12 protein-coding genes are annotated in these 23,744 nt (G+C 75.7%); 8 read left to right on the top strand and 4 right to left on the bottom strand.

Translation table 11 applies throughout. From position 1 onward, the window contains the following. Window positions 1–201 precede the first annotated feature (201 nt). The 5 genes from ACLQ2V_RS24115 (at window position 202) to ACLQ2V_RS24095 (ending at window position 13,468) form a co-directional block, all read left to right on the top strand. Complete coding sequence (locus tag ACLQ2V_RS24115; protein ID WP_425720845.1) at window positions 202–1,059, top strand: DUF4132 domain-containing protein; 858 nt, start codon at window positions 202–204, stop codon at window positions 1,057–1,059. Next, entirely contained in the window at window positions 1,056–6,176 is a 5,121-nt protein-coding gene (locus tag ACLQ2V_RS24110) for a hypothetical protein (protein WP_425720844.1), read from the top strand. The genes ACLQ2V_RS24115 and ACLQ2V_RS24110 overlap by 4 nt, the downstream gene beginning before the upstream one ends. A gap of 46 nt (window positions 6,177–6,222) precedes the next feature. Continuing rightward, a complete protein-coding gene (locus tag ACLQ2V_RS24105; protein WP_425720930.1) occupies window positions 6,223–7,404 on the top strand; it encodes an ATP-binding protein in 1,182 nt (393 codons plus the stop codon). 125 nt (window positions 7,405–7,529) lie between these two features. Continuing rightward, window positions 7,530–11,324 (top strand): DUF5682 family protein, encoded by a 3,795-nt coding sequence (locus tag ACLQ2V_RS24100; RefSeq protein WP_425720843.1) that lies wholly within the window; start codon window positions 7,530–7,532, stop codon window positions 11,322–11,324. Window positions 11,325–13,237: 1,913 nt separating this feature from the next. Further along, the gene (locus ACLQ2V_RS24095) at window positions 13,238–13,468 is read left to right on the top strand and encodes a hypothetical protein (protein ID WP_425720929.1); all 231 of its coding nucleotides are present in this window, start codon (window positions 13,238–13,240) and stop codon (window positions 13,466–13,468) included. A gap of 27 nt (window positions 13,469–13,495) precedes the next feature. On the opposite strand, the gene ACLQ2V_RS24090 is transcribed toward ACLQ2V_RS24095, so the two are convergent. Beyond that, window positions 13,496–15,520 (bottom strand): family 10 glycosylhydrolase, encoded by a 2,025-nt coding sequence (locus ACLQ2V_RS24090; protein WP_425720842.1) that lies wholly within the window; start codon window positions 15,518–15,520, stop codon window positions 13,496–13,498. 42 nt (window positions 15,521–15,562) lie between these two features. Continuing rightward, window positions 15,563–16,201 (bottom strand): hypothetical protein, encoded by a 639-nt coding sequence (locus ACLQ2V_RS24085; RefSeq protein ID WP_425720841.1) that lies wholly within the window; start codon window positions 16,199–16,201, stop codon window positions 15,563–15,565. A 190-nt stretch (window positions 16,202–16,391) separates the two neighbouring features. Between ACLQ2V_RS24085 and ACLQ2V_RS24080 the strand changes: the two genes are divergently transcribed. Further along, a complete protein-coding gene (locus ACLQ2V_RS24080) occupies window positions 16,392–17,711 on the top strand; it encodes a hypothetical protein (protein ID WP_425720840.1) in 1,320 nt (439 codons plus the stop codon). Window positions 17,712–17,867: 156 nt separating this feature from the next. Here the strand turns inward: ACLQ2V_RS24080 and ACLQ2V_RS24075 are convergent, their stop codons facing one another. Then, window positions 17,868–18,908 carry an App1 family protein gene (locus ACLQ2V_RS24075; protein ID WP_425720839.1) on the bottom strand — a complete coding sequence of 347 codons (1,041 nt, stop codon included), beginning with the start codon at window positions 18,906–18,908 and terminating at the stop codon, window positions 17,868–17,870. Window positions 18,909–19,033: 125 nt separating this feature from the next. Here ACLQ2V_RS24075 and ACLQ2V_RS24070 point away from each other — a divergent pair, with 125 nt between their 5' ends. Next, complete coding sequence (locus ACLQ2V_RS24070; protein WP_425720838.1) at window positions 19,034–20,806, top strand: hypothetical protein; 1,773 nt, start codon at window positions 19,034–19,036, stop codon at window positions 20,804–20,806. 67 nt (window positions 20,807–20,873) lie between these two features. Further along, entirely contained in the window at window positions 20,874–21,671 is a 798-nt protein-coding gene (yaaA, locus tag ACLQ2V_RS24065; protein WP_425720837.1) for a peroxide stress protein YaaA, read from the top strand. A 94-nt stretch (window positions 21,672–21,765) separates the two neighbouring features. On the opposite strand, the gene ACLQ2V_RS24060 is transcribed toward yaaA, so the two are convergent. Then, a complete protein-coding gene (locus ACLQ2V_RS24060) occupies window positions 21,766–23,523 on the bottom strand; it encodes a CDP-glycerol glycerophosphotransferase family protein (RefSeq protein ID WP_425720836.1) in 1,758 nt (585 codons plus the stop codon). Between the last annotated feature and the right edge of the window lie 221 nt (window positions 23,524–23,744).

The following is a 23,744-nucleotide window of genomic DNA, read 5'->3' as shown; positions in this document are numbered from 1 at the left end:
AGCACGGCCGCCCGTATCGGCAGTCGGAATCGTGCTTGCCGGTGCACGCCTCCCGGAACTCGACGGGCCTGCCGCGAAGTCGTACCCCACCGCCGCCCGGCCCGCCGTGTCGGTGCCTCCTGTTAGCGTGCCCCCTGCGTTGATCAACCGGCCGCTCCTTGATGGACCCTGCCGGATTACCACTGTGGAGGGTGCGTCCTTATGGGCTGGCTACCGGCGGGAGGCTCCTACGAGATCTCCCTCGTGGACGGGAAGGTGGCGGCCCGGTCCACCGGCCCACGGGCCGGCGCTCGTCCACTGAAGACGCTGCCGAAGGCGCTGCGCGACGACCCCGAGGTGGAGCGGCTGCACCAGCTCGGCCAGTGGCTGGACCGGCACGCCGCCGAATGCCTGGCCCGGGTCGACGCCTGGGTGGTCTCCTCGCTGCCGGTGCCGACCGGGCTGCTGGCCCGGGTCTGGCCGGACCCGGCCTGGCAGGGCGCGCTGCGCAACCTCGTGGTGCTCGGCGACGACCCGGCCGAGCCGGGCTTCCTGCGGGGCGTCACCGACGCCGGTGACCTGCGCGTGGTCGACCTCGACGGGGAGACCGTCCGGCTCTCGCCGGCCACCGCCACGCTGCCCCATCCGGTGCACCTTCCCGACCTGGCGGAGCTGCGCGAGTTCGCCGACGAGCTGGGCCTCACCCAGGGGGTCGAGCAACTGCACCGGGGCACCTGGGAGCGGCCCACCACCCTGGGGGCCCGCGCCAGCACGGTCACCGACTTCGGTGGCGTCAGGGTCCCCAACCGGCTGGCCGCCCGCGCCGCCACGCTCGGCTTCCGGGTCTCCGGCGCACAGATCAGGTGCCGGGTCTGGGAGGCCGGCCAGACGGTCGAGGCGGCTCTGGGGTTCGACGAGGACTACTGGGACTCCGAGGCGACCCTGGGCGGCCTCTCCTGGTCGGTCGCCGAGGGGCCGATGCTGCGGTTGGCCGAGGTCGGGCCGGTGGCCTGGTCGGAGGGAATGCGAATGGCGACGGCCCTCTCCGGCGCCGCCACGGGAACGGAGAAGCGGGCATGACCGAAACGACGACCCGGCCGGGCGAGGTTGCGGCGGCGAGTCTGCTGGCTGCGGGCGCGGTGCTGCCGATCGACACCGCCGAGGCCGGCGACCGGGCGGTGCCCCTCACCGCCCGCACCTACCGGCACCCGGTCCTCGATGACCGACCGGTGATCCGCCTGGTCGACGCCGCGCTCGGCGAGGGCGAGGACATCGCCGTCGGGTTCCTCGGCCTGACGCCGGGTGCCGCACCGGCCGTCGTCGGGTGGGGCCCACGCCGCCCGCTGGCCTTCCCGGAGTGGGTGCTGGTGCACCACCCGGCGGACGGCCGGCACGCGTTGACGGCGGTGCCGGAGCTGCAGAAGCTGGCCAAGCAGGTCCGGTCGCGGCCGAAGGCCGCCATGGACGGCCACCAGGCCATCGGCAACCGCTTCGCCCGGACGCTGCCGCACTTCCTGCCGACGTTCTTCGAGCAGGCGGCCCGGGTGTTCCTGGCCGCCGGGCAGGACAGCTACGCAAAGCAGTTGTTCAACAAGGCGCGCAAGGCGGAGGCGCAGCACGGGCTGCCGGTCGACCTGGGCCGGCTCGACGAGGTCTACGTCGAGTTCACGGCGGCCAAGGTGGTCTCCGCGACCGGGTTGGCGGGCTACGCGAAGGAGCTCTCCGCCCGGTTGCCGGCCGACGAGGCGCTGGAGCGGTTCTGCCGGCTCGCGCTGCGGGCCGCCGCCGCCGGCGTGGTGCCGTCCGCGCAGTTGGCCACCGCGGTGAAGCAACTGGTCCGGGCCGCCACCAAAAAGGCCCCCGGCAAGGCCGCCCCCACCACCCCGCCCGGCACCGCCGCCGAGCGGGAGGCCGCCTACCTGGCCGAGATGGTACGGCTGCCGGTGGCTGCCGAGGCGCCCGCCGGCTGGTGGAAGGCGCACCTGCCGGCGCTGACGGCGCTGGCCGCCGGCGACCCGGCGAGCCGGGGCAGCCTGCTCGACCTGATGCCCGCCGACCGCAACGACCTGGCCATGTGGCTGGCCCTGTTGGCCGACACCGGTGCGCTCGCCGGGCTGAGCGACCCGCAGGCACCGGACGCGACCCGCCCGCGCGACGGTTCCGTGGGCTGGCTGCGCCGCTACCTGAGCCAGGCCCAACCGGCCCGCCACGCTCCGATTCAGGAGCTCTACCCGCTCGTCGAGCGGATGGCCGACCGGCTGCGCGCCGAGCTGGCCGACAGCGGCGAGACCCTCACCGTCGCCACCGACCTGAACCTGCTCGACCTGCTGCTCGAGCTCAAGGTGCCGGTGACCCCGCCGAAGGAGGACGAGGCGCTGGGCCTGTTGCACTGGGCGGGCGTCGAAGCGGGGCGGAAGCTGCTCGCCCTGGCCGGCGACGACCGCTTCACCGGGGCCCTGCGCCGGGGTCTCGACCCGCTCGACGGCCGGCCGGGCGCCCTCGTCCGGATGGTCGACACGCCGGGCGTCCGGCCGTTGCTGGACGAGTGGCTGCGGGCCCGGATCCGCGACCGGTTCACCGCCGGGCTGCCGCACCTCCCGCAGTCGGTGAAGTGGCTGGGTGAGCTCCCGGTCGAGGCGCTGCGCCTGGTCTCCGACGAGCTCGACGGGTCCGGTGCGCCCGGCTCGGGCGGCGAGCTCCGCCACGCCCTCGACCTCGACCTCACCGAGCACGTCGCCCGCAGCCTGCGCGGCGGGCTCATCGACGAGCTGGGCTGGCCGGTCTGGGAGCAGGCCTGGCAGGAGGTGACCGGCGGCGATCCCACGGTCGCGCTGACCCTGCAGGAGGCCTGGCCGTACGTGATCATGGGCGGGCCGACCACGGTGCGGGTGCTCGACGCCGAGGGCATCGTGCTCCGCCACGACCTGCGCATCCCCACGGGCGACCGGAGGTACCCACCCGAATACCACTACGTCGACGGCCAGCTGCTGGTCTTCTGGTATTCCCGGGCGTTCGGCTACAACACGGTCGGTTACTGGCACTCGTCGCCCGGCGAGCCGCAGGCCGTCGACGGCCGTCGGCCCGGCGGCCAACGCGGCAACGAGACCACCCTGCCGCTGCCCGGCGGCGGGCGGGCCACCGGCGCCGGGGTGCTGCACGCCGGTGACACCGCGATTCCGCTGGAGCTGCCGATCAGCACCGACGGCACCTCGTACTGGGTCTACCGCGCCGGCGAGGGGAACACCGACCGCGGCTGGCGCGAGTACGACCCGGCCGGCGGCGACACCTTCGGCCCGCGCGGCCTGCCCCGTTTCCTGGCCGACCTGCCGGCGGGCGCACTCCGTCTTCAGGAGTGGGCCAGCTGGCTGCGGCCGGCCCTCTCCGACCGGGCCACCCCCGCCGCCGCCCCACGGGACGGCCTGCTCGGCTGGCGGGTGGTCACCCTGCCGGACGGCTCGGTACGCGGCGACGACCTGGCCGGTCGTACGGTCACCGTCGCCCCGGGCCAGCACCCGGTCGCGGCGCTGGTGCTGCCCGGCGACGACCGGCCCCGGGCCGTCCTCAAGGGTGTCGTCCTGGTCGACCCGGACGGCATCGTGTGCGCCGCCGCCGGATCGTCGTCCGGTCGGGCCTACACCTCCCCGGCGGTTCCGCTGCCGCCGCAGCAGTTCCTCGGCAACATGCTGCCCCGGGACCCGGCCGGCTCCACCGCCCTGCGCCGGATGGACCGGGACGTCGCCGCCGCGCTGTTCCAGGCCGCGCTCGACGAACGCCACGCCGCCCTGGCGGCGGCTCGGGCGGCGGCCCGGTCCGGGTCGACCACGACCACGGCCACCCAGTCCACCGGCAACCTTCCCCTCGTCCTCCCGACCGCCCTCACCAGCCAGGCCGGCCCGGCCGTCCCGGCCAGCCGGGCCGTCCTGCCGAGCACCCCAACCGCCCCGGCCGCCCCGCCGGCCGGGGCGTGCGCCGCCGAGGAGAAGGACGCGCTGGTCGAGCTGGTCCGCGCGAGGGTGCCGGCGATCAGCCACGACGCGGTGCTGGCCGGGGTGGCCGGCGTGCTGCGGCTGGCCGCCCAGGTGCGCACCGACCTGGACGCGGTGGCCGAGCGGCTCACCGGGTCGCTCTCCGCCCCGCCGGCCGCGCCACCGGTGGTCGCCGGCCCCACCGACTGGCAGCTCGCCGTGGCGCTGAGCGGCCTGCACTACTTGTCCCACGCGTCGCACGCCCCCGGGGTCTTCGGCCAGTTGGAGGCACTCGCCGCCCAGCGCTCCGCAGCCGGTGACAGCGGCAGCAGCGGCGACGGCGAGCCCGCCGTTCGGCTGCACCTCGACGGGCCGGCGCTGCCGACCGCGGTGGACTGGGCGGCCCTGCTCGGTCGGCTCGCCGCCGTCGCCTACCGGGCCCTCGCTGCGACCACCCCCGACGTCCATCAGCAGCGCCTGGGCGCCCTGCTCGTCGCACTCGACCGGCTCGACCTGAGCACGGCCGCCGCGCCGGCCCGGTGGCGTCGGTGCCGGCTGCACCTGCTCGACGCCGACCTCGACAACCCCGACGGCACCCGCCGGCAGGCCAAGCCGGGCATCCTGCCGCTGCCCGACGGGGCGTTCATCGCGTTCCTCAACGTCGACAGCACGTCCACCGGGTACGCCTTCCACGCGCTGCACCACGACCCGGCCGGCGCGTTCGCCGTTCCCGAGCCGTACACGGTGCTGGACTCGTCGGGGCCGGTCGGCGACGAACGGCCGGCCGGCTGGCTGGCCGATCTCGACGCCGAGTGGGCCGCGCGCGGTCCCCTGCCCTGGCAGCCGGAGGCGGCGCAGCGGTTCGCCGAGCTGACCGGCGTCACCCCCACCGCGGCGAAACTGGTGCTGGCCGGCCTTCCGTACGCGGATGCGGCGTGCGTCCCGCCCGAGATGCGCAAGTGGCTCGGGATCAAGCAGGGCGAGGCCAGCCTGGCCGTCGAGATCCTGCGGGAGGCCGACGCGCAGCTCCGCCTGGCGGTGCTCTCGGCGCTGCTGCCGCAGGACCCGGCCCGGCTCTGGGCCGACGGCCCGGACGTGGCCGCCGCCGCAGCGGTCTGGAACGCCGCCCTGGGACGCCGGGTGGCGGTGCCGGAGCAGTTGCTGGCCGACGCGGTACGCGCGGTCCGCACCAGCTGGGGGCCGGCGAAGGCGCTGCCGGCGCTGCTCGACCCGGCCCGTTCGGCCGAGCTGAGCACCGACCTGGCCTTCGAGATCAGGGGCGACCGGGCCCGGCAGTCCGACAACCGGGCAACCGGCTTCACCGGCACGGTGCTCTGCTCGGCCGTCGCCCTCGTGGCCTGGGTCGCCCACCACACGCCGGCCGGTGACCCGTGCCGGGCCGCGCTGGCGGCCGCGCTGGCCGCGATCCGGTCCCGGCTGGCCAACCCCAACCTGCTGCTCGACCTCAACCAGTACGTCTCCCTGCCCGCGTTCCGGCAGGTGGCGGGCACCCCGTCCGAGACCGGCCCCGGCTGGGAGCGCTATGGCGCCATCGTCCTGGCCACCCACGACGAGCAACCCTCACCGGCGCTGCGGCCGGACCTGCTCGACGCCGACGGGACGGACCCGTACCTGCCGGTCCTGCGGACGGACGCGGCCAAGCCGTACCAGATGGAGGTGGCGCTGCGCTTGGCCGGCGACCCACGCTTCGCGGCGCTGCTCGACGATCCGGGGGAGCCGGCCGGCGGCGCGCGGGCCGCCGACGGCACCTGGTGGCCGCAGGATCCGACCCGGTCGGTGCCCGAGCTGGTCGCCGAGGTCTCCGGGGAGCATGGCCTGGGCGCGGACGCGGCGGCGCTGTACCTGATGCTGCTGGCCATGGCGGAGCCGACCGACCGCAACACGGCGAAGTGGACCGGGTGGAAGCCGGCCCGGCTGAAGCTGGCCCGCGCCGAGCTGGCCGGCACCGACCTGGTCGTCACGGCCAGCCGGCCCCGGGCCGGCCGGTCACTGTTCCTGCCCGGCCCCTGGCTGGAGCGCGGCAGCGGACAGGCCCCGATCGAGGGCTGGAAGACCGCCCTGTACGACCTCGCACCCGACGGCACGGCCAGCCTCGGTGTGACCGTGCCGTTCGTCCCGGTCGCCGACCTGTACCGGCGGGCCTGGCGGCGCCTGCGCGACGGTGACCGGCCCCGCCTCGACGACCTGCCCGCCCGTGGCACCCACCGCTGACCCCCTTCCACCAGCACGAAGAGATCGAGGAACACCAGTGACCGTGATGGCACACGCCCGCCCCACCGCGACGGCGGAGACCGCCGCCCAGGTCCTCTCCGCCGAGCAGCGCTACGCCGACGAGTTGGCCTTCCTGGCCGCGTACGACGACGGGGCCCGGCCGCCGGGCTGGGCGCTGACCCCGCGCGCCGTGGTCACCTTCATCCGGGGCAGCGACGGCGAGGCGTTGAAGCTGCCCGCCGACCGGCGCACCGGCCCCGCCGGCACCGAGCTGCCGGCCAGCATGAGCATCCCGGCCAAGTTCGTCGGTGAGCGGAGCCTGGTCGAGCGGTGCGTGGTCACCCTGGCCGGCGAGCGAGGCCTGTTGCTGGTCGGTGAGCCCGGCACCGCCAAGTCCATGCTCTCCGAGCTGCTGGCCGCCGCGGTCTGCGGCACCAGCGCGCTGACGGTGCAGGGCACCGCCGGCACCACCGAGGACGCGTTGCGGTACGGCTGGAACTACGCCCTGCTGCTCGCCCAGGGCCCGACCCCGCAGGCGCTGGTCGACTCGCCGGTGCTGACCGCCATGCGCACCGGCCGGGTGGTCCGCATCGAGGAGGTCACCCGCTGCCTGCCCGAGGTGCAGGACGCACTGGTGTCGATCCTGTCCGACCGGCGGATGAACGTGCCGGAGCTCAGCGGCACCGACGACGGCCTGATCCGCGCGGCACCCGGGTTCACGGTGATCGCCACCGCCAACCTGCGGGACCGGGGCGTGTCGGAGATGTCCTCGGCCCTCAAGCGCCGGTTCAACTTCGAGACCGTCCACCCGATCGCGGACGCGCAGACCGAGACCGACCTGATCCGTCGGCAGGCCACCGCCGCCGTGCAGCGCGCCGGGGCGGCCTACACCGTGGACGACGCGGTGCTGGACGCCCTGGTCACGGTGTTCCGCGATCTGCGTTCCGGCCGGTCGGGCGAGGGCTGGGACGTGGAACGGCCCGGCACGGTCATGTCCACCGCCGAGGCGGTGCAGGTCGCGGCGTCGCTCGGGCTGGCCGCCGCGTACCTGCCCGGCGCGGACGGGCTCGAGCTGGTGCCCGGGCACCTGCTCGGCGTGGTCCGCAAGGACGACCAGAACGACCACGCCCGGCTGCTCGGCTACTGGGACGGCCCGGTCCGTCGCCGCGCCGAGGACGGCTCCGCGATGTGGCGTCGCCTCTGGGACCTGCGGGAGAACCTGCGGTGACCATGGCATCCCGCACGGCACCCGGTGGCGCTGCACCGACCGAGCACCCAGCGATCGCACCACCGCCGACCGGCCACCCGCCGTCGGCGGCACACGCGCACCCGTCGCCGGTCGACCCGCGAGCCGTGGTCGACGCGCTCGCCGGTGCGGTGCGGCCGTACCTGATCGGGGTGCGGCACCACAGCCCGGCGCTGGCGGCGGTCCTCCCGGCGCTGCTCGACGCCGCCTCGGCCGAGGTGGTCTGCATCGAGCTGCCGGCCGACTTCCAGCCCTGGCTGCCGTACCTCGCGGACCCCGCCGCCCGGGCCCCGCTGGCCCTGGTCGGCAGCCACGGCGAGGACGGGCCGACCGGGTTCTACCCGTTCGCCGACTTCTCCCCGGAGCTGGCCGCGCTCCGCTGGGCCCGGCAGCGCGGCGTCGAGGTGCTCTGCTGCGACCTGCCGCTGGCCGACCCCGGCTGGAGCGGCGACGCCGGCGACCTGACCGTCGGCCCCGAGGGCCTGACCGCCGGCACCGACCTGACCGCCGATCCGGAGCCGACCGCCGGCGGCCCCCACCCGACCGGCGGTGGCGACCCGGAGGCCGGTGAGCCGCCGCCCGGCCTGCGCCCGTCCGACTACGCCGCCGCCCTGCGCGCCAGCGGCACCGGCCGCGACGGCGACGACCTGTGGGACCGGGTGGTCGAGGTGCGCGCCCCGGGCTGCCCGCCCGAGGCGGTCCGCCGGGCCGCCCTCGGCGTCGGCTGGGCGATGCGGGCCGACAGCGCCAGCGGTGACGGCGTACCGGCCCGGGACCTGGCCCGCGAGCGCCACATGCGCCGGGTGCTGGCCGAGGCCGGCGCGAACGGCCGGCGGGTCGCCGCCGTCGTCGGGGCGTTCCACGCCCCGGCCCTGCTCGCCACCCCGCCGGCCGCCGCCGCCCCGACTGCCGGCGACACCCCGACTGCCGGCACGGCCGACGGCACCCCGACGGCCGACGTCGCCGGCACGGCCGACGCCGCTCGGAGAACCGGCACGGCCGGTGGTGCCGTCCCGGCCGCTGCCGTCCGGTCCGTGGCGACCCGGCCGGCCCCGGCCGGCACGGGCGTCATCACCTCGCTGGTGCCGTACGCGTTCGACCTGCTCGATTCCCGCTCCGGCTATCCCGCCGGGATCCGCGATCCGCGCTGGCAGCAGTCCATCTTCACCGCTGCCGGCGACCCGGAACGCATCCGGGCCGCCGCCGCCCGCGCGGTCACCGACCTGTGCCGGGAACTCCGCTCGGCCGGGCACACCGCCGGCACCGGGGAGGCCACCGAGACGGTACGGCTGGCCGACGACCTGGCCCGGCTGCGCGACCTGCCCGCCCCCGGCCGGGGCGAGGTGCTGGAGGCGGTGACCACCGTGCTCGGCCAGGGTGAACTGCTCGGCCGTGGCCGGGCGCTGGCCAGGGCGCTGGAGGTCGTACTGGTCGGTGCCGAACGGGGTCGGGTCGCCCCCGGCACGCCGCGCTCCGGCCTCGGCCCCGCCGTCGAGGCGGAACTCATCGCGCTGCGGCTGCCCAACCCGGACAGCCCGAAGTCCCGCGAGGTCCGGTTGGACCCGCTGCGCACCGAACTCGACGGGCGGCGGGAGATCCTGCTGCAACGCCTGCTGACCTGCGGCGTCGGCTACGGCGAGTCGATCGAGGTCGCCGGTACCGGCGACGGTGCCGCACTGACCACCCGTTGGCAACTGGCCTGGACGCCGTCCGTGGCGGCCCGGCTGGACCTGGTCGGCGTACGCGGGGTGACCGCGGCGCTGGCCGCAGCCGGCACCCTGCGGGAGCGCTTCCGCCGCGAGGCCGCCGACGGCGGCCCCACCGCCGCGCAACTGCTCACCGGGCTGCGCGACGCGGCCCGCTGCGACCTGCCCGAGCTGGTCACCGACCGGCTCGAGCTGGCCGAGGCGGTGTTGCCGGGCACCGGCACGCTGCCCGAGTTGCTGGCCGCACTGGACCTGCTGGAGGCGCTGCGCCGGGAACACCTGCCCGGCACCACCGCCGACGGCCGGGCCCGGGCGGCCGAGTTGGCCGTCGTGCTGCTGGACGCGGCGGTGCGTGGGCTGCCCGGCCTCGCCGGCAGTGACGCCACCGCCGACGCCGCCGCCCTGGTCGACCTCGCGGTCCGCGCCGGCGAGGAGCGGATCGGCCTGCGCCTGGACGAGGCCCTCGGTCACCTGGCCCGGACCGGTTCGCCGCTGATCCAGGGTGCCGCCCTGGCCGCCCGGGTGCTGCTCGACCTGACCGGCCTGGAGGTCCTGGGCAGCCGGGTGGCCGGCTGGATCGACGCGGCGACCGGCCCGGACACCCGCCGGAGGTTGCACCGGCTGCTCGGCGGTCTGCTCACCGCGGCGCACCCGCTGTTGCAGTCCGCCCCGGCCGCGCTGGACCCGCTGCTGGAGCGGATCGAGCGGCTCACCGACACCGAGTTCCTGGACCGGTTGCCGGCGTTGCGCGGCGGGTTCGACGTGCTCACCCCGGCGGCCCGGGACCGCCTGCTGCACACCGTCACCGACCGGCTCGGCGACCGGCTCGACCTGGCGCTCTCCGTCCCGCCCGAGCTGCTGGCCCGCTGGACCGCCGCCGACCTGGCCGGCCGGGCCACCCTGGTCGCCCGCCACCTGCCGATCCCGGGCAAGCCCAGCGGCCCGGCCGACGCCGACGTCGACCCGGCCAACGCCGAGCCCGACCCGGCCGACGCCGAGCCCGACCCGGCCGACGCCGAGCCCGGCGCGGAGACCCCGGCCGGCCCGGCGAAGACCGTCTCCGAACCGGAGCCGCCGGCCGCCCACCTCACCCCCACCGACCGGTGGCGGCTGCTGCTGGGCCGCCAGCCCGACCGCTTGCCGGCCGACGCCCGCCGCTACGCCCGCGCCCTGGACGAGCTGTACGGGGCAGGGCAGGGCGAGGGCGTCACCGACCTCGGCCGGGGCACCGGAGGCGGCCAGGAAGCCTCCTTCCCGACCGCCCGCGAATGGGCCGACGAGCTCGAGGCGCTCTTCGGCACCGCCGTACGCGAGGAGGTCATCGCCCGCGCGGCCGAGGACGGCCGCACGGACGTGCTCACCGAGCTCGACCCGGCGACCGTTCGCCCCTCCATGGACCTGCTGACCTCGGTGCTGTCGCTCGCCGGTGGCCTGCCCGAGGCGCACCTGGCCAAGCTCCGGCCACTGGTCCGGCGGCTGGTCGAGGAGCTGACCAGGCAGTTGGCCACCCAACTGCGGCCGGCGCTGACCGGGCTGAGCAACCCGCGGCCGTCCCGCCGTCCCGGCGGCCGGATCAACCTCGCCCGTACGCTCCAGGCGAACCTGCGGCACACCCAGCGCCTCGACGACGGCCGGACGGTGGTGGTGCCGGAACGCCCGGTCTTCTACACCCGCACCCGTAGGGAGGCCGACTGGCGGTTGGTGCTGGTGGTCGACGTCTCCGGCTCGATGGAGGCGTCGGTGGTGTGGTCGGCGTTGACGGCCGCCGTGCTGGCCGGGGTGCCGACCCTCTCCACCCACTTCCTCGCCTTCTCCACCCGGGTGGCCGACCTGACCGACCGGGTCGACGACCCGCTGTCGCTGCTGCTGGAGGTCCGCGTCGGCGGCGGCACGCACATCGCCGCCGGGCTGGCCCACGCCCGCTCGCTGGTGACCGTGCCGAGCCGCACCATCGTGGCGGTGGTCAGCGACTTCGAGGAGGGCTACCCACTGGCCGGACTGCTCGGTGAGGTCCGCACCCTGGCCGGCTCCGGCGTGCACCTACTCGGCTGCGCCGCGCTGAACGACGACGGAGTGCCCTGCTATTCGGTGCCGGTCGCCGAGCAGCTCGTGGCGGCCGGGATGCCGGTCGCCGCTCTCAGCCCGCTCGAACTCGCCCGCTGGGTGGGCGATCGCATCCGCGGAGGATCACGTTGACGGACCGCACCCCCACCGACCTGTTGCCGCCGGTGCTGCCGGAGGTCGCCGCCGCGGCGGTGGCCGCCCTGCCGTCCCGGCTGCACAAGCGGCTGGACGCCACCGTCGCCCGGCTGACCGGGGTGCCGGTCGGTCGGGTCGACGGCGGCGTGTCGGTCGACTGCGGCAGCGAAGCCCTGGTCACCCTCATGCCCGGGCCGACCGGCGCGGTCACCGACGCGCACCAGGCGCGGTGCAGCTGCCTGATCGCGCCCCGCTGCCTGCACAGGGCCGCAGTCCTGGTCGCCTGCCCGGTGGCCGACCCGGCCACCCACCCCGACCCGGCGTCCACCGGCGCGGCATCCACCCCGGACAGCCACGACGCGGCCACCGGCCGGACCGAGAGAACGGCCGGCCGGACCTCGAAAACGGCCGGCCGGACCGAGAAGACGGGCGCTGGTCGTACCGAAAAGTCGGCCGCCGGTCGGACCGGCCGGGGCACGGCACCGACGAAGGCGCAGCGGGCCGCCGCCGGCGCGCTGTGGCGGGCCGCCGCCGCGGTGCTCGTCGCCGGCGCGCCGGCCGCCGGCGCGGTCCCCCAGGCCGAGCTGCTGCGGGCCGCGCACAGCGCCCGGCTGGCCGGACTACCGCGCGCCGAGAGCGCCGCGCTGCGCACGGTACGCGGCCTGCGCGCCCACCGGGAACGGCAGGCCGGGCACCGGCTGGCCGAGCTGGTCGAGGTGCTGCACGACCTGCTGTACGTGGCCGGCCGGCTGGCCGCCGGCGATCCCGACCCGGCGCTGGTGGGCGTCCTGCGGCGGGCCTACCAGCCGGACGGGGCGCTGGAGGTGCACGGGATCTGCCGGGAGCCGGTGATCAGTGCGAACGGGTATGCCGGGGTGGTCACCCACCTGGTCGCCGCCGACGGGCGTCGGCTCTCCTTCGGCGACGTCAAGCCGGGCGGCCCGGACCGGGCCCGGGACTGCGCCCGCGCGGTCACCGAGATGGGCTCGGTCGCGGTCAACCATGCGGTGCTGGCCCGGGGCGGCCTGCGGATCAGCGGCACCACCGTCTCCCCGGACGGCCGGCTCGGTGCCGGCAAGGGGGTCCGGGCCAACCCGCTCCCCGGCACCGACTGGTCCACCGGGCCGCTGGCCGAACTCTTCGCCCGCCCGCTCGCCGAGGCGGTGACCGCCCAGTTCGCCGTCGACGACGCGGAGGACCCGGCACGGGCAGGGACCGCGCTGCTCGGCGGCGACCTGGTGGTGGTGGGTGCCGTCGGTGACCAGGTGCTGGCCCGCGAGCTGACCCCCGCCGCCGAGGCGGGTGAGCAACGATCGCCGGTGCCGGACGGGCCGGTGATCCGGCTGGTGGCGGCGGACTCCCACCCGATGCTGGCCCACGTGGGCAACCTGCGGCGGCTGGCCTCCCGACCGGGCCTGCGGATCCGGGTGGTCGGCCGGTTGGACCCGGACCGGGCCAGCACGCTGCGCCCGCTCGCGGTGGGGCCGGTGCCCGGTGCCGCCGCGACGCTCCGGCTGCCGGCGGAGTGGCACGGCCGGGCGGACCTCGGCTACGACGAGCTCCAGGGCGGCCACCTGCCGCCGCGCGACCCGGCGACGATGGGTGCAACGGTGTGCGGCGCCGACGCGGTCGCGGAGTCCCCGCTGTGGCGGGTCCGCCGGCTGGTGGAGCTGGCCGTCTCCGGCGGTCGCCGGGCCGTCGCCGAGGCGGCCCGCGGCGACGGCCCCGCGCTGGCTGGGACGCTGCGCCGCGCCGGCTTCACCACCGCCGGCGTGGTGACCGCCGCGCTCGCCGACGAGTCCGACCGGGGCGGGCGGGACGCGTTCGGTCGGCGTACCGATCCCGACCCGGACCGCTACGCCTGGGCCTGGCTCGCGGCGACCGCCCACCTCGCCGCCACCGAGCGGGAGCTGATCCGCGCCTCCTGGGCCGCCTCCGGCGTCCCGCTGGCGGGAGTCGTCCCCCTGGCGGATCGGGTCGGCCGCACCGCCGTCGGGTCCCTCGCCGGGCAGGTCGACCTGTCGGGCGACTGGGACTCCGCACGCAGCAACGCCGAGGTCGCCGCGGACTTCGGCCTCGGTGCCGGTTCCGCGTACGCCTCGACCAGCACGATCCGCGCTACCGGGCCTGGGACGGCGTAACGGGTCCCAGGCCCGGTGCGGATCGGGTCAGAGGCGGGTGATGCGTACGGCGTCGGCGACGACGTACCCGGTGGTGCTGGTCCAGCGGCTGACCCCGACCAGCTGGCGGGTGCCGGCGGCGAGGTCGTAGGTGCCCAGCACCCGCCACTGGCCGCCGCCGGTGCGCTGGTCGACCTTCGTGGTCACGGTGCCGTTGGCCGTCGCCACCAGGTGCGGCGCGGCGCTGTTGTAGCCGGAGTCGGCCGGGTACCAGACCTCGACCCGGTACGAGCCGGCGGCGGGGAGCGTCGCGGTGAACCAGGCCGGGTCGCTGACCGCCTGCGGCTCGGCGAAGCGGTAGTTGGCCCCGTACCGGGTGCTGAGGTACGACGACGTGCCCCAGGTGGCCGCGGCGGTGAAGCCGCCGGCGGTGGCGTTGTCCACGATCACGCTGAACGTGCCGCCGGTGCCGGTGACCGTCCGCACGTTGCTGGCGGCGCTCTCGGTGTGCCGCCGGTCCAGGCCGGTCACCAGGTAGCGGTAGGTCGAGCCGGTCGCGGCGGTGGCGTCGGTGAACGTCCCGGTGCTGCCCGAGGCGCTGACCGTGCCGAGCAGGTACCGGGCGTCGGCCAGGTCGCAGGTGTCGACCGCGCCGTCACCGGGCAGCCGGTACACCGCGTACTCGGTGGTGCTGCCGCTGGTGCCGCGCTGCCAGCTGAGGGTGACGCCGCCGGTGCCGCGTACCGCCGAGGTGAGGTTGGGCGCGGCGGGGGCCGCGCCGCCCACCCCGGCCGGCGCGAGGGCGGGCCGGCGGTAGTGGTCGTTCACGACCCGGGTGACCGCGCCGATCCGGTCGGCGCGCACGTCCTTGGCGCTGAAGTGGATGTCGCCGACGATCCTCGGGTACGCGCGGTTGGCGGTGAAGTGGTCGGTCAGCTCGGCGGCGTCCTGCCAGGCCGCGTCCTGCCCCGACGCGCCGGCCCGGTAGGTGGCCTGCCCGACGAGCAACTGCACGTTGGTGCCGGTGACGGTCTCCGACCACCAGCGGATCAGCTCGGCGTAGTCGGCCGAGGGGTGGCCGATGTGCCAGTAGATCTGCGGGGCGATGTACTCGATCCAGCCCTGCTTCACCCAGCGGCGGGTGTCGGCGTAGATCGCGTCGTACGACTGCAGGCCGCTGGTGCGCGAGCCGAGCGGGTCGGTGCCGGCGTTGCGCCAGATGCCGAACGGGCTCACGCCGAGCTTCACCCACGGCTTGACCGCCTGGATCTTGGCGTGCATCTCCTGCACCAGCAGGTTGATGTTGTTGCGCCGCCAGTCGTTGATGTTGCTGAACCCGGCGCCGTACTGGGCGAAGGTGGCCTGGTCGGGGAAGCCGCCGCCGCTGCCCGGGTACGGGTAGAAGTAGTCGTCCCAGTGCACCGCGTCGATGTCGTAGCGGCGCACGGCGTCCATCATCGCGTCCTGCACGAAGGCGCGGACGGCGGGAATGCCGGGGTTGTAGTAGAGCTGGCCGTTGTAGGCGACGGCCCAGCCCGGGTTCTGGCGGGCCGGGTGGCTGGCCACCAGCTTGGTCAGGTCGGTGTGGGTGGCGATCCGGTACGGGTTGAACCAGGCGTGGAACTCCAGGTTGCGGGCGTGCGCCTCGGCCACCGCGAAGGCCAGCGGGTCGTAGCCGGGGTTGCCGCCCTGGGTGCCGGTCAGATATTGCGACCAGGGCTCGTAGGTCGACGGCCAGAACGCGTCGGCGGTGGGGCGGATCTGCATGACGACCGCGTTCATCCGCCGCTGCTGGGCCAGGGTGAGCCAGCCCCGGTACTCCGTCTGCTGGGCGGCGGCGGTCAGCCCGGTCCGGCTGGGCCAGTCGATGTTGGACACGCTGGCGATCCACATGCCCCGGAACTGCCGCTTCGGGGTGGCCGGATCGGTCACGCAGGCCGCCTGGGCGGCGACCGGCGCGGTGTCGGGGGTGGGGGGCGGGGCGGCGAGGGCGCCCGTGGGGGCGGCGGCGCCGAGCGCCAACGCCACCGTCAGCGCCGCGCCGGGCAGGAATCGACCATAGTCTCTACGCACGAAAGAATCTTCAAGGCAAACGGACCGATGCGCAAGTATTCTTCACGATCTGTCCGGTCGAGCCGGTCGGGCCGGTGCCCAGCCACGGGCTCCCGCGCGGACGATGAGCACAGTCGCTGCCGCCGCCGACACCCACACGGTCAGCCGCACCGGCTGCGCCATCAGGCTCTCCGACGCCGGCGGCAGCACCACCATCTGCAGCGCGGCACCGACCGGCACCGCCAGGGCGGCGAGCGGCCCGGCCGGACCGGGGCGGCGGATCGACGCCCCGACCGCCCCCAGCGCCGGGCCCAGCACCACGCTGCCGACCAGCCAGTACGCGGTCGTCCCGCTCCACCACGCGCCGCCGTCGAAGAGCACGTCCAGGCCGTAGTAGGCAGCGGTGGCGAAGACCAGGGCGAGCGCCCCGGCCACCGCCCCCCGCAGCAGCCCCACAGCGGGACGCGCCTGCGCGCTCACCAGCCAGCCCGCGAGCACGGCCGCCGCCGCCCACGCCCAGCCGGCGTCGAGAATCAGGCTCGCGAACTCCGCGACCTGCGACCAGCCGCTGCGCTCGGCGCGCGCGAGGCCGACCTCCCCGCGCCAGACCGGCACGTGGTTCACGAGCGAGTCGACCGCCCCCAGCGCCGACCCCAGGAGCGGCCCACCCGCCAACCACCATCCATCGCCACGGCTCCGCATGGCGCTCATTGTGCTGAACGCGCCGCGCTCCGGGGGGACCACACAGCGACGGAGCGACAACCGCGCCTGCGCTGCCTGAAGACCCAACCCCGCACGCGCTGCTAGCGGACACACGCGAGGTCATCGGCGCGCTTCAATGGGTCATCAAATTGTCACGCGTTGCCCGTACGCGCACATGGGAGGCATCTTCGTGCCCGCAAGCATCCCCCTGCCGAGGCCAGTCAGAATCAGGGCCACCCTGGTCGGCGTCGGCATCGCCCTCCTCGCGGTCGCCGGGGCCGCGTCACTGCCCGCCGCCCCGGCGGCTGCGGTGATGCGCCCGGACTCCAGCCCGCCCGGGCCACCCGTCGTCTCCGACCCGGCGGACGGGACCACGACCGTCACGCAGCCGGCGACCTTCACGATTGCCAAGGGCAGCACCGGCGACACCCCCAGCCGGTACGTCTACCAGCTCAATTCCGGCCCGACGGCCGACGTCGCGGCGGACGGCGCCGGCAACGCCACCATCGTGATCAAGCCGACCCGGCCCACCAACACCCTGACCGTGACCGGCGTCGCTGCCGACGACGCCTTCGGCGAGTCCACCACGGTCATGTTCAACTCGAACCCCGCCCCCATCGCCGTCGACGGCGACCTGACCGGGGACGGGGCCGCCGACCTGCTCACCGTCGGCGCCGCGAACGGCCTGCCCTCCGGGCTCTGGCTCGCCGCCGGCAACGCCCCCGGCTCCGCCCTCTCCGCGACCGACATCGGCGTCAACGGCAACGGGGTCGGCAACAACAGCCCCGCCGACTTCGACGGGACCCAGGTTCTCACCGGCCGGTTCACCGGCACGGGGGTCCAGGACGTCCTCGTCTACCACCCCGGCGGCGGCGTCAACCCCGGCGGGGCCGGCATCCTGCGCGGCAACGGCGACGGCTCGGTGCTTCAGCCCCAGCTCAGCGGCAACCAGTTCAGCATCGACTCCAGCCAGCTCCTCGACCCCGACGGCAACATCCCACTCCAGCTCGCCAACGCCGGCGACACCCGGCGCATCGCCGCCGACTACCCCGACCTGATCGGCATCAGCGGCAACGCCACCTCCGGCCACCACCTGAGCTACTACCCCAACCTCGGGATGATCGGCGGCTACGTCGGGGCCTTCCACACCACGGCCACCACGCCCACCGGCGGCACCGACTGGAACAACTGGACCATCGCCACCGCCCAACTCACCGGCGGCACGGCCATGTTCCTGTGGAACCGCACCACCGGTGCCCTGCACCTGTGGACCAACCTCACCGTCGACCCCGACACGGGGGCGCTCAGCTACACCGCCTACGCGCTCTCGTCGACCTGGAACACCGGCACGAACGTCACCCTGCGCGCCGCCGACATCGGCAACGACGGCACCCCCGACCTATGGACCGTCGGCGCCGGTGGCAGCACCGTGCTCTGGCGGGTCAGCAATCTCACCGCCGGCACCGGCACCATCGCCGCCGACCCGGCCCGAACCCTGACCACCGACTGACAGCTCGATGACGTCGACGGCGGGGCGGCCACAGGGCGACCGCCCCGCCTGGCTCGATATGCCGCATATGGCGGCTTCCTCGCAGCCGGAAACCGCCGTATACCGCATCCGGTGTTGATCACGAGGCCGCGGCGGTCCGAGCCCGGCGCAGGAGGCTCAGACCAGGTCGGCCTCGCGGAGCAGCTTCCACAGCCCCGCGCCGTCCGGGGCGGAGAGCCACTTCTGCCCCACCGGCCCCGACGAGGAACTGCCCGACGGGGCGGGCAGGCTGCCGGCCAGCACCGACTGGGTGGGCGACAGTCGGCGGATCGCCACCCCGGCGACGTTCTCCGGATGGGCGGCGGCGAACTCCCGGTAGATCTCCGGGTCGTGCTGGCCGTCGTCGCCGATCAGCAGCCACCGCACGTCGGGGAACTCCCGGGCGAGCCGTTCCAGGGTGGCCCGCTTGTGCTCCCGGCCGCTGCGGAACCAGCGGTCGGCCGTCGGCCCCCAGTCGGTGAGCAGCAGCGGCCCGGCCGGGTAGAGGTGCCGGGACAGGAAGCGGGTCAGCGTGGGCGCGACGTTCCACGCGCCGGTGGAGAGGTAGCAGACCGGGGCGCCGGGGTGGGCGGTGACCAGCCGCTCGTAGAGCACCGCCATCCCGGGGACCGCATTACGGGCGTGCTCGTCGAGGACGAAGGTGTTCCACGCGGCCAGCAGCGGGCGCGGCAGCGCGGTCACCATGACCGTGTCGTCGATGTCGGAGAGGATGCCGAAGCGCACGTTCGGGTCGAGCACCCGGATCAGCGCCTGCACCGGCTCGGCGTCTGGGGCGCTCAGCCGCACCGACGCCCAGCCGGGGGTCAGATCGGCCTCGACCACGGTGTCGACGAAGCCGCTGCGGTCGGCCTTCGCCTCGTGGGTCACCCCGCCGGCCTCGATGGTCACCGTCATGTGCTTGGCCGGCAGGGTGGTGAAGCTGCGCCAGCCGCGCACCTTCTCCAGGCGCTGCCCGGCGCGGGTGTCGGGGCGGCCCAGCAGCACCCGGCAGAGCACCCGCGCCCAACCCGGGGCGCCGTACCCGGCGTACGCGATGATGTTGGTCTGCCAGCCGGTGCGCCGCAGCCGACGCTCGGCGAGCTTGTGCAGCGCGTCCTCGAATCGGGCGGCGCGGTGCAGTTGCGGTACGGCCAGTTCGCCGGCGGTTGTCGGTGGCACGCTGCCACCCTGCCACACCCCGGCGAGCACGGCCACGCGAGGCGCTACCAGGGGCGGGACGGGCCGATCCGCCCCGCGCTGTATCGCGTACGTGACAGACTCCGGTCGGGGCGACGACGGGGGCGTTGGTCGTGTCGACAGGTGTGCGGCTCAACCGGCGGTGGCGACCGGCGCTCGACCGGCCGGCGCTGGCCGCGCTGCTGCTCGGGCTGGCCGGGTTCGGCTACCGGCTGGTCCTCACGCTGCTCACCGTGCCCTCGTCGAACAGCGACGAGGCGACCTTCGGGCTGGCCGCGCTGCACGTCGCCACCGGCCGGGAACACCCCGTCTTCCTGTACGGGCAGCGCTACATGGGCACGGCCGAGTCGTACCTGGCGGCCCCGCTGCTGGCCGTGGCCGGGCCGAGCTGGCCGGCGCTGCGGCTGCCGGTGCTGGCGCTCTGGGCGCTCTTCGTCTGGGCGATGTACCGGCTGACCCGCCGGATCTGCGCGCCGTGGTTCGCGGTGCTGGTCGTCGGGCTGCTGGCGCTGGGTCCCGAGCGGGTGCTGCGCGACCAGTTGACCGCCGTGGGCGGGCGGCCCGAGGTGAAGCCGGCGGTGGCGCTGATGCTGCTGGTGGCGGTGGGGCTGGCCGACGGGCGGATCCGGGCCCGACGGCTCGCGGCCGGGGCGGCCGGGCTGCTGGCCGGGCTGGCGCTCTGGTCGGACTGGCTGATCGTGCCGTACCTCGCCGTGGCCGGGGCGCTGCTGGCCTGGGTGCTGCGCCGGGAGCTGCTGGGCTGGTCCGGGGCGCTGCTGCTGGCCGGGTTCGCCGCCGGGGCGGCCCCGCTGATCGTCGACAACCTGCGCGCGCCGGCCGGGCAGGACTCGCTGTCGGTGCTGCGGCGGATCAGCGGGGCGGCCGGCGCGGTCCCGCCGCTGCTCGACCGGGTGCGCGGCGGGCTGACCCAGGGGGTACCGCTGGCCACCGGGCTCTGCCCCGCCGACGGCTGCGCCCGCTGGCAGCAGTGGTTCGGGCTGCTCTACCCGGTGCTGCTGGCCGCCGCCGCGGCGCTCGCGCTGGTCGCGTACCGCCGCGCCGCCGGCCCCCGGGCCACCGCGCCCGGCGGCGAAGGGGACCGCCCCGCCGCGTCCGCCGGCGACCGGGACGGCACCGCAGCGCCCGGCGGCGACCGGGTCGGGGCGGCGGCGCAGCTCGCCCTGGTCGCGGGGGCCGCCCTGACCCTCGCCGCGTACGTCCGCAGCCCGCTGGCCGCCACCGATCCGCTGCACAACGCCCGCTACCTGTCGGTGTTGCAGCTCTCGCTGCCGGTGGTGCTCTGGCCGCTGTGGCGGGCGGCGGCCCGCCTCCGGCCCGGCGGCGCGGACCCGGCCCACGGGCGGGACCGCCCCGGCGGACCGGCCCGGCGGAGGCCGCGCGGCGCGGCGGGGGCGGTCGGCGGGTCGGCTGGCCGGCTGGGCGGCGGGCTGGTCGCGGCCGTCGCGCTGGCCGCGCTGACCGCCACGGCGGTCGTCGCCACCGGCGGGTTCCTCGTCGGGCTCGGGCCGGTGCGGGCGGAGGAGCGCCGGGCCCGGGAGCTGGCCGACACGGTCCGCCGGGCGGGGCTGCGCACGGTGTACGGGGAGTACTGGACCTGCAACCGGCTGATCTTCACCACCGGCGAGGAGGTGATCTGCGGGGTGCTCGACGGGGCGCTGACGCCGGGGCAGAACCGGTACCGCCCCTACTGGCGGCAGGTGGGGCGGGCCGAGCGCCCCGGGTACGTGCTCACCGCCGACTCCCCCGCCGACCGGCGGCTGCGCGAGTTGCTGGGGGCCCGCGCCGGGGCGGCCCTGGTCGCCGAGGTCGGCGGCTATCGCGTGTACCACCCGGAGGCGGCCGTGCGGCCGTGGCGCTGAGCGGAGGTCGTACGCTGGCCCGACCGGCGGGGCGTGGACCCGTCGGCGGAGCGAGGAGTCGACCGACATGCTGATCCTGTTGCCGCCCTCGGAGGGGAAGGCCGACGCCGGCACGGGCCGGCGGCTGGACCTGGGCCGGCTCTACCTGCCCGAGCTGACCGACGCCCGCGCGCGGGTGCTGGCGGCGCTGGTCGAACTGAGCGCCGGGCCGGACCCCACGGCGGCCCTGGACGCGCTGGGGCTGACCCCGGGGCTGGCCGGGGAGCTGCGCCGCAACGCCCGGCTGGAGCGGGCTGCCACCGCCGAGGCGGGCCGGATCTACACCGGCGTGCTCTACGAGGCCCTGGACCTGGCCACGCTGCCGGAGCCGGCGCGGCGGGCGGCCCGCCGGTCGGTGCTGATCAGCTCCGGGCTCTGGGGGGCGGTGCGGCTGGCCGACCGGATCCCGCCGTACCGCTGCCCGATCGGGGCGCGGCTGCCGGGGGTGGGGGCGCTGTCGGCGTACTGGCGGGGGGAGCTGGCCCCGGCGATGGAGTCGGCGGCCGGCGGCGGCGCGGTGCTGGACCTGCGCTCCGGCGCGTACGCGGCGACCTGGACCCCGCGCGGCGAGCTGGCCGAGCGGACGGTGACGGTGCGGGTGCTGCACGAGCGGGACACCCCGGACGGGCCGGTCCGCTCGGTGGTCAGCCACTTCAACAAGGCCACCAAGGGGCGGCTGGTGCGCGACCTGCTCACCGCCGGGGCCCGCCCGCGCCGCGCCGGCGAGCTGGTGGCGGCGCTGCGGGACCTGAAGTACCCGGTGGTGGAGCACCCGACGGCGGCCGGTCGGCCCCGGGCGGTGGACGTCGTGGTGACGCAGCTCTGACGGCTGCCCCCGGCCCGGGGGGCGCGAACGCGGCGGGGCCCCGACGACCGTGGTCGTCGGGGCCCCGTGCGTCGCAACGGAATCGCCGGGCGGCTCAGCCGCAGAGGCGGACGACCTCCTGGCGGAACCGGTCCATCGAGTTCGGCTCGTTCGGGCCGAGCAGGTAGACCTTCAGCTCCCGACGGGCCTCGGTCATCGGGTCGTCGCCGGCCCGGGTGACCGCGACGATCTTCTCCAGCTCGCCGCAGTCGGCCGAGAGCAGGTACGCCCCCCGCGAGGTGGGGAAGTTGCGGCGGAACTCGTCCTCGGGCAGCCCGCTCGGGTTCGCCACGATGTACGGCCGCTGGCTCTGCACGAAGTCGGAGACCACGCTGGAGATGTCGCTGATCAGCAAGTCGGTCTGGTTGAAGCAGTCGAACAGGGCCGGGACCCGGCCGGTGACCACCCGGTGACCGGGGCCGTCGAGCGAGGTGGCCTCGGTGTCGCCACCGGCGGCCCGGATCAGCTCCACGACCCGCTCGTGGACCGCCTTGGCCTCCTTGGAGCGGGTGCCGGTCAGCGGGTGCGGCTTGTAGATGAGCCGCACCGCCGGCCGGATGGCGAGCAGGCCCCGGATCATCCGCTCCCCCATCGCCACCAGCGAGGTGTGGAACGGGTCGTCGTCGAGCCAGCCCTCCCAGGTCGGGGCGTAGAGCACCGTGAAGGGGCGGTCGATCGACTGGGCGCCGAAGGTGTGCACGCCGGCCAGCTGCGGGCGGCCGATCTCGACGATGTCGGCGTCGAGCACGCCGACCCCGGCGCGGGCGTAGCGCTCCCGGCCGGCCAGGCCGGCCACCCACACCTCGTCGTAGACCTTGCTGTACGGGTTGACGCTGGCCTGCTTGTCGCTGTCGCCGTGGCCGACGAAGACATGCTTCATGCCCGGCTCGCGCAGCATGTGGATGTTCGCGCCGACGTTCGCCGCGTAGAGGGCGACGCGGACGCTGCCCAGCTCCAGGTTCATGAAGTCGACGCCGGCCGGCACGCAGATCACCGGCAGCCGGGTGTCGGCCAGCTCGTTGAACGCCTCCCGGCTGCGCATCAGCACCACGGCGCGGCGTTCGAGGGCCTCGGTCGGGGCCAGCCACATGTTGGCCTGGTAGACGTCCTTCGCCGGCCCGGCGAAGTAGAAGGCCACCTCGGGGCGGTAGCTGTCCAGCCACTGCTGCACCGCCGGCAGCACCGGGTTCTTCCCCATGCCCCGGCCGCGCAGCCAGGTCAGCGCCACGATGCCACCGGCCACCGCCGCGGCGACCACCGCGACCACGCCCGCGACCAGCATCGGCACCACGCTGTCGGAGGCCGCGGCGATCACCACCGCCGGGACGAGCAGCACGTTGATCACCGCGAGCCGCTCGCCGACGACACCGGCGGCCCACTGCGGCGGGGTCGGTGCCGCGCGCATGGGACCGAGGTCGATGTTGCGCACCAGCGCGGAGACGGGGTTGCGCCGCGTGATCATCCGGTTCAGGGCCCCGGAGAAGACCGCGATCACCCAGACCACGACCGGCAGCAACAGGGCCACGACCAGCTCCGTCGTCTCCGGACGCAGCGCCGCGACGACGAGCAGGGCGGTGGCCACGTCCCGGCCGAGCTGGCGATAGACGCGGTTGAGGCCGACCTTCTCCAACAGGGTCAGGGTCACCGGCGACCAGCGGGCCAGGACGAACTCACCGGCGATGGCGAGGGCCGCGCCCACCGCGAAGAACCAGGTCGCGCCCAGCGCCCCCGAGACGAGGGCGATCAGGTAGAACAGCACCAGCACGGCACCGCGTGCGGCCACTCCCGCCGGTCCGATCAACTTGCCGAACAACGTTTACTCTCCCCCAACGAGATCGGCGACAGCTCCGGCCCCACCGGGCACCGGAGCTCACGCGCGTGACTGACCGCGGGGACCATCCGTCGCCGTGCCTGACGCCCCACTGGTTCCCCAGACCTTAACGCGAGGCGGACACGAATCCATATTCGGGTATTGCGACCTTCATCCCGTTGCTACCCAATGGATCCCTACCGCCCCTGCCGGCCCTGATCGGC

This window comes from Micromonospora sp. DT233 (assembly GCF_049841815.1).
Classification (GTDB): domain Bacteria; phylum Actinomycetota; class Actinomycetes; order Mycobacteriales; family Micromonosporaceae; genus Micromonospora.
Note: the sequence above shows the minus strand (reverse complement) of the source record. Positions and strands in the feature narration are given on the sequence as shown.

Bases quoted from the DNA above. Each gene is read 5' to 3' on its own strand.
- ACLQ2V_RS24110 (WP_425720844.1), top strand. From the start codon at position 1,056: ATGACCGAAACGACGACCCGGCCGGGCGAGGTTGCGGCGGCGAGTCTG.
- ACLQ2V_RS24085 (WP_425720841.1), bottom strand. From the start codon at position 16,201: ATGCGGAGCCGTGGCGATGGATGGTGGTTGGCGGGTGGGCCGCTCCTG.
- ACLQ2V_RS24115 (WP_425720845.1), top strand. From the start codon at position 202: ATGGGCTGGCTACCGGCGGGAGGCTCCTACGAGATCTCCCTCGTGGAC.
- yaaA (WP_425720837.1), top strand. From the start codon at position 20,874: ATGCTGATCCTGTTGCCGCCCTCGGAGGGGAAGGCCGACGCCGGCACG.
- ACLQ2V_RS24105 (WP_425720930.1), top strand. From the start codon at position 6,223: ATGGCACACGCCCGCCCCACCGCGACGGCGGAGACCGCCGCCCAGGTC.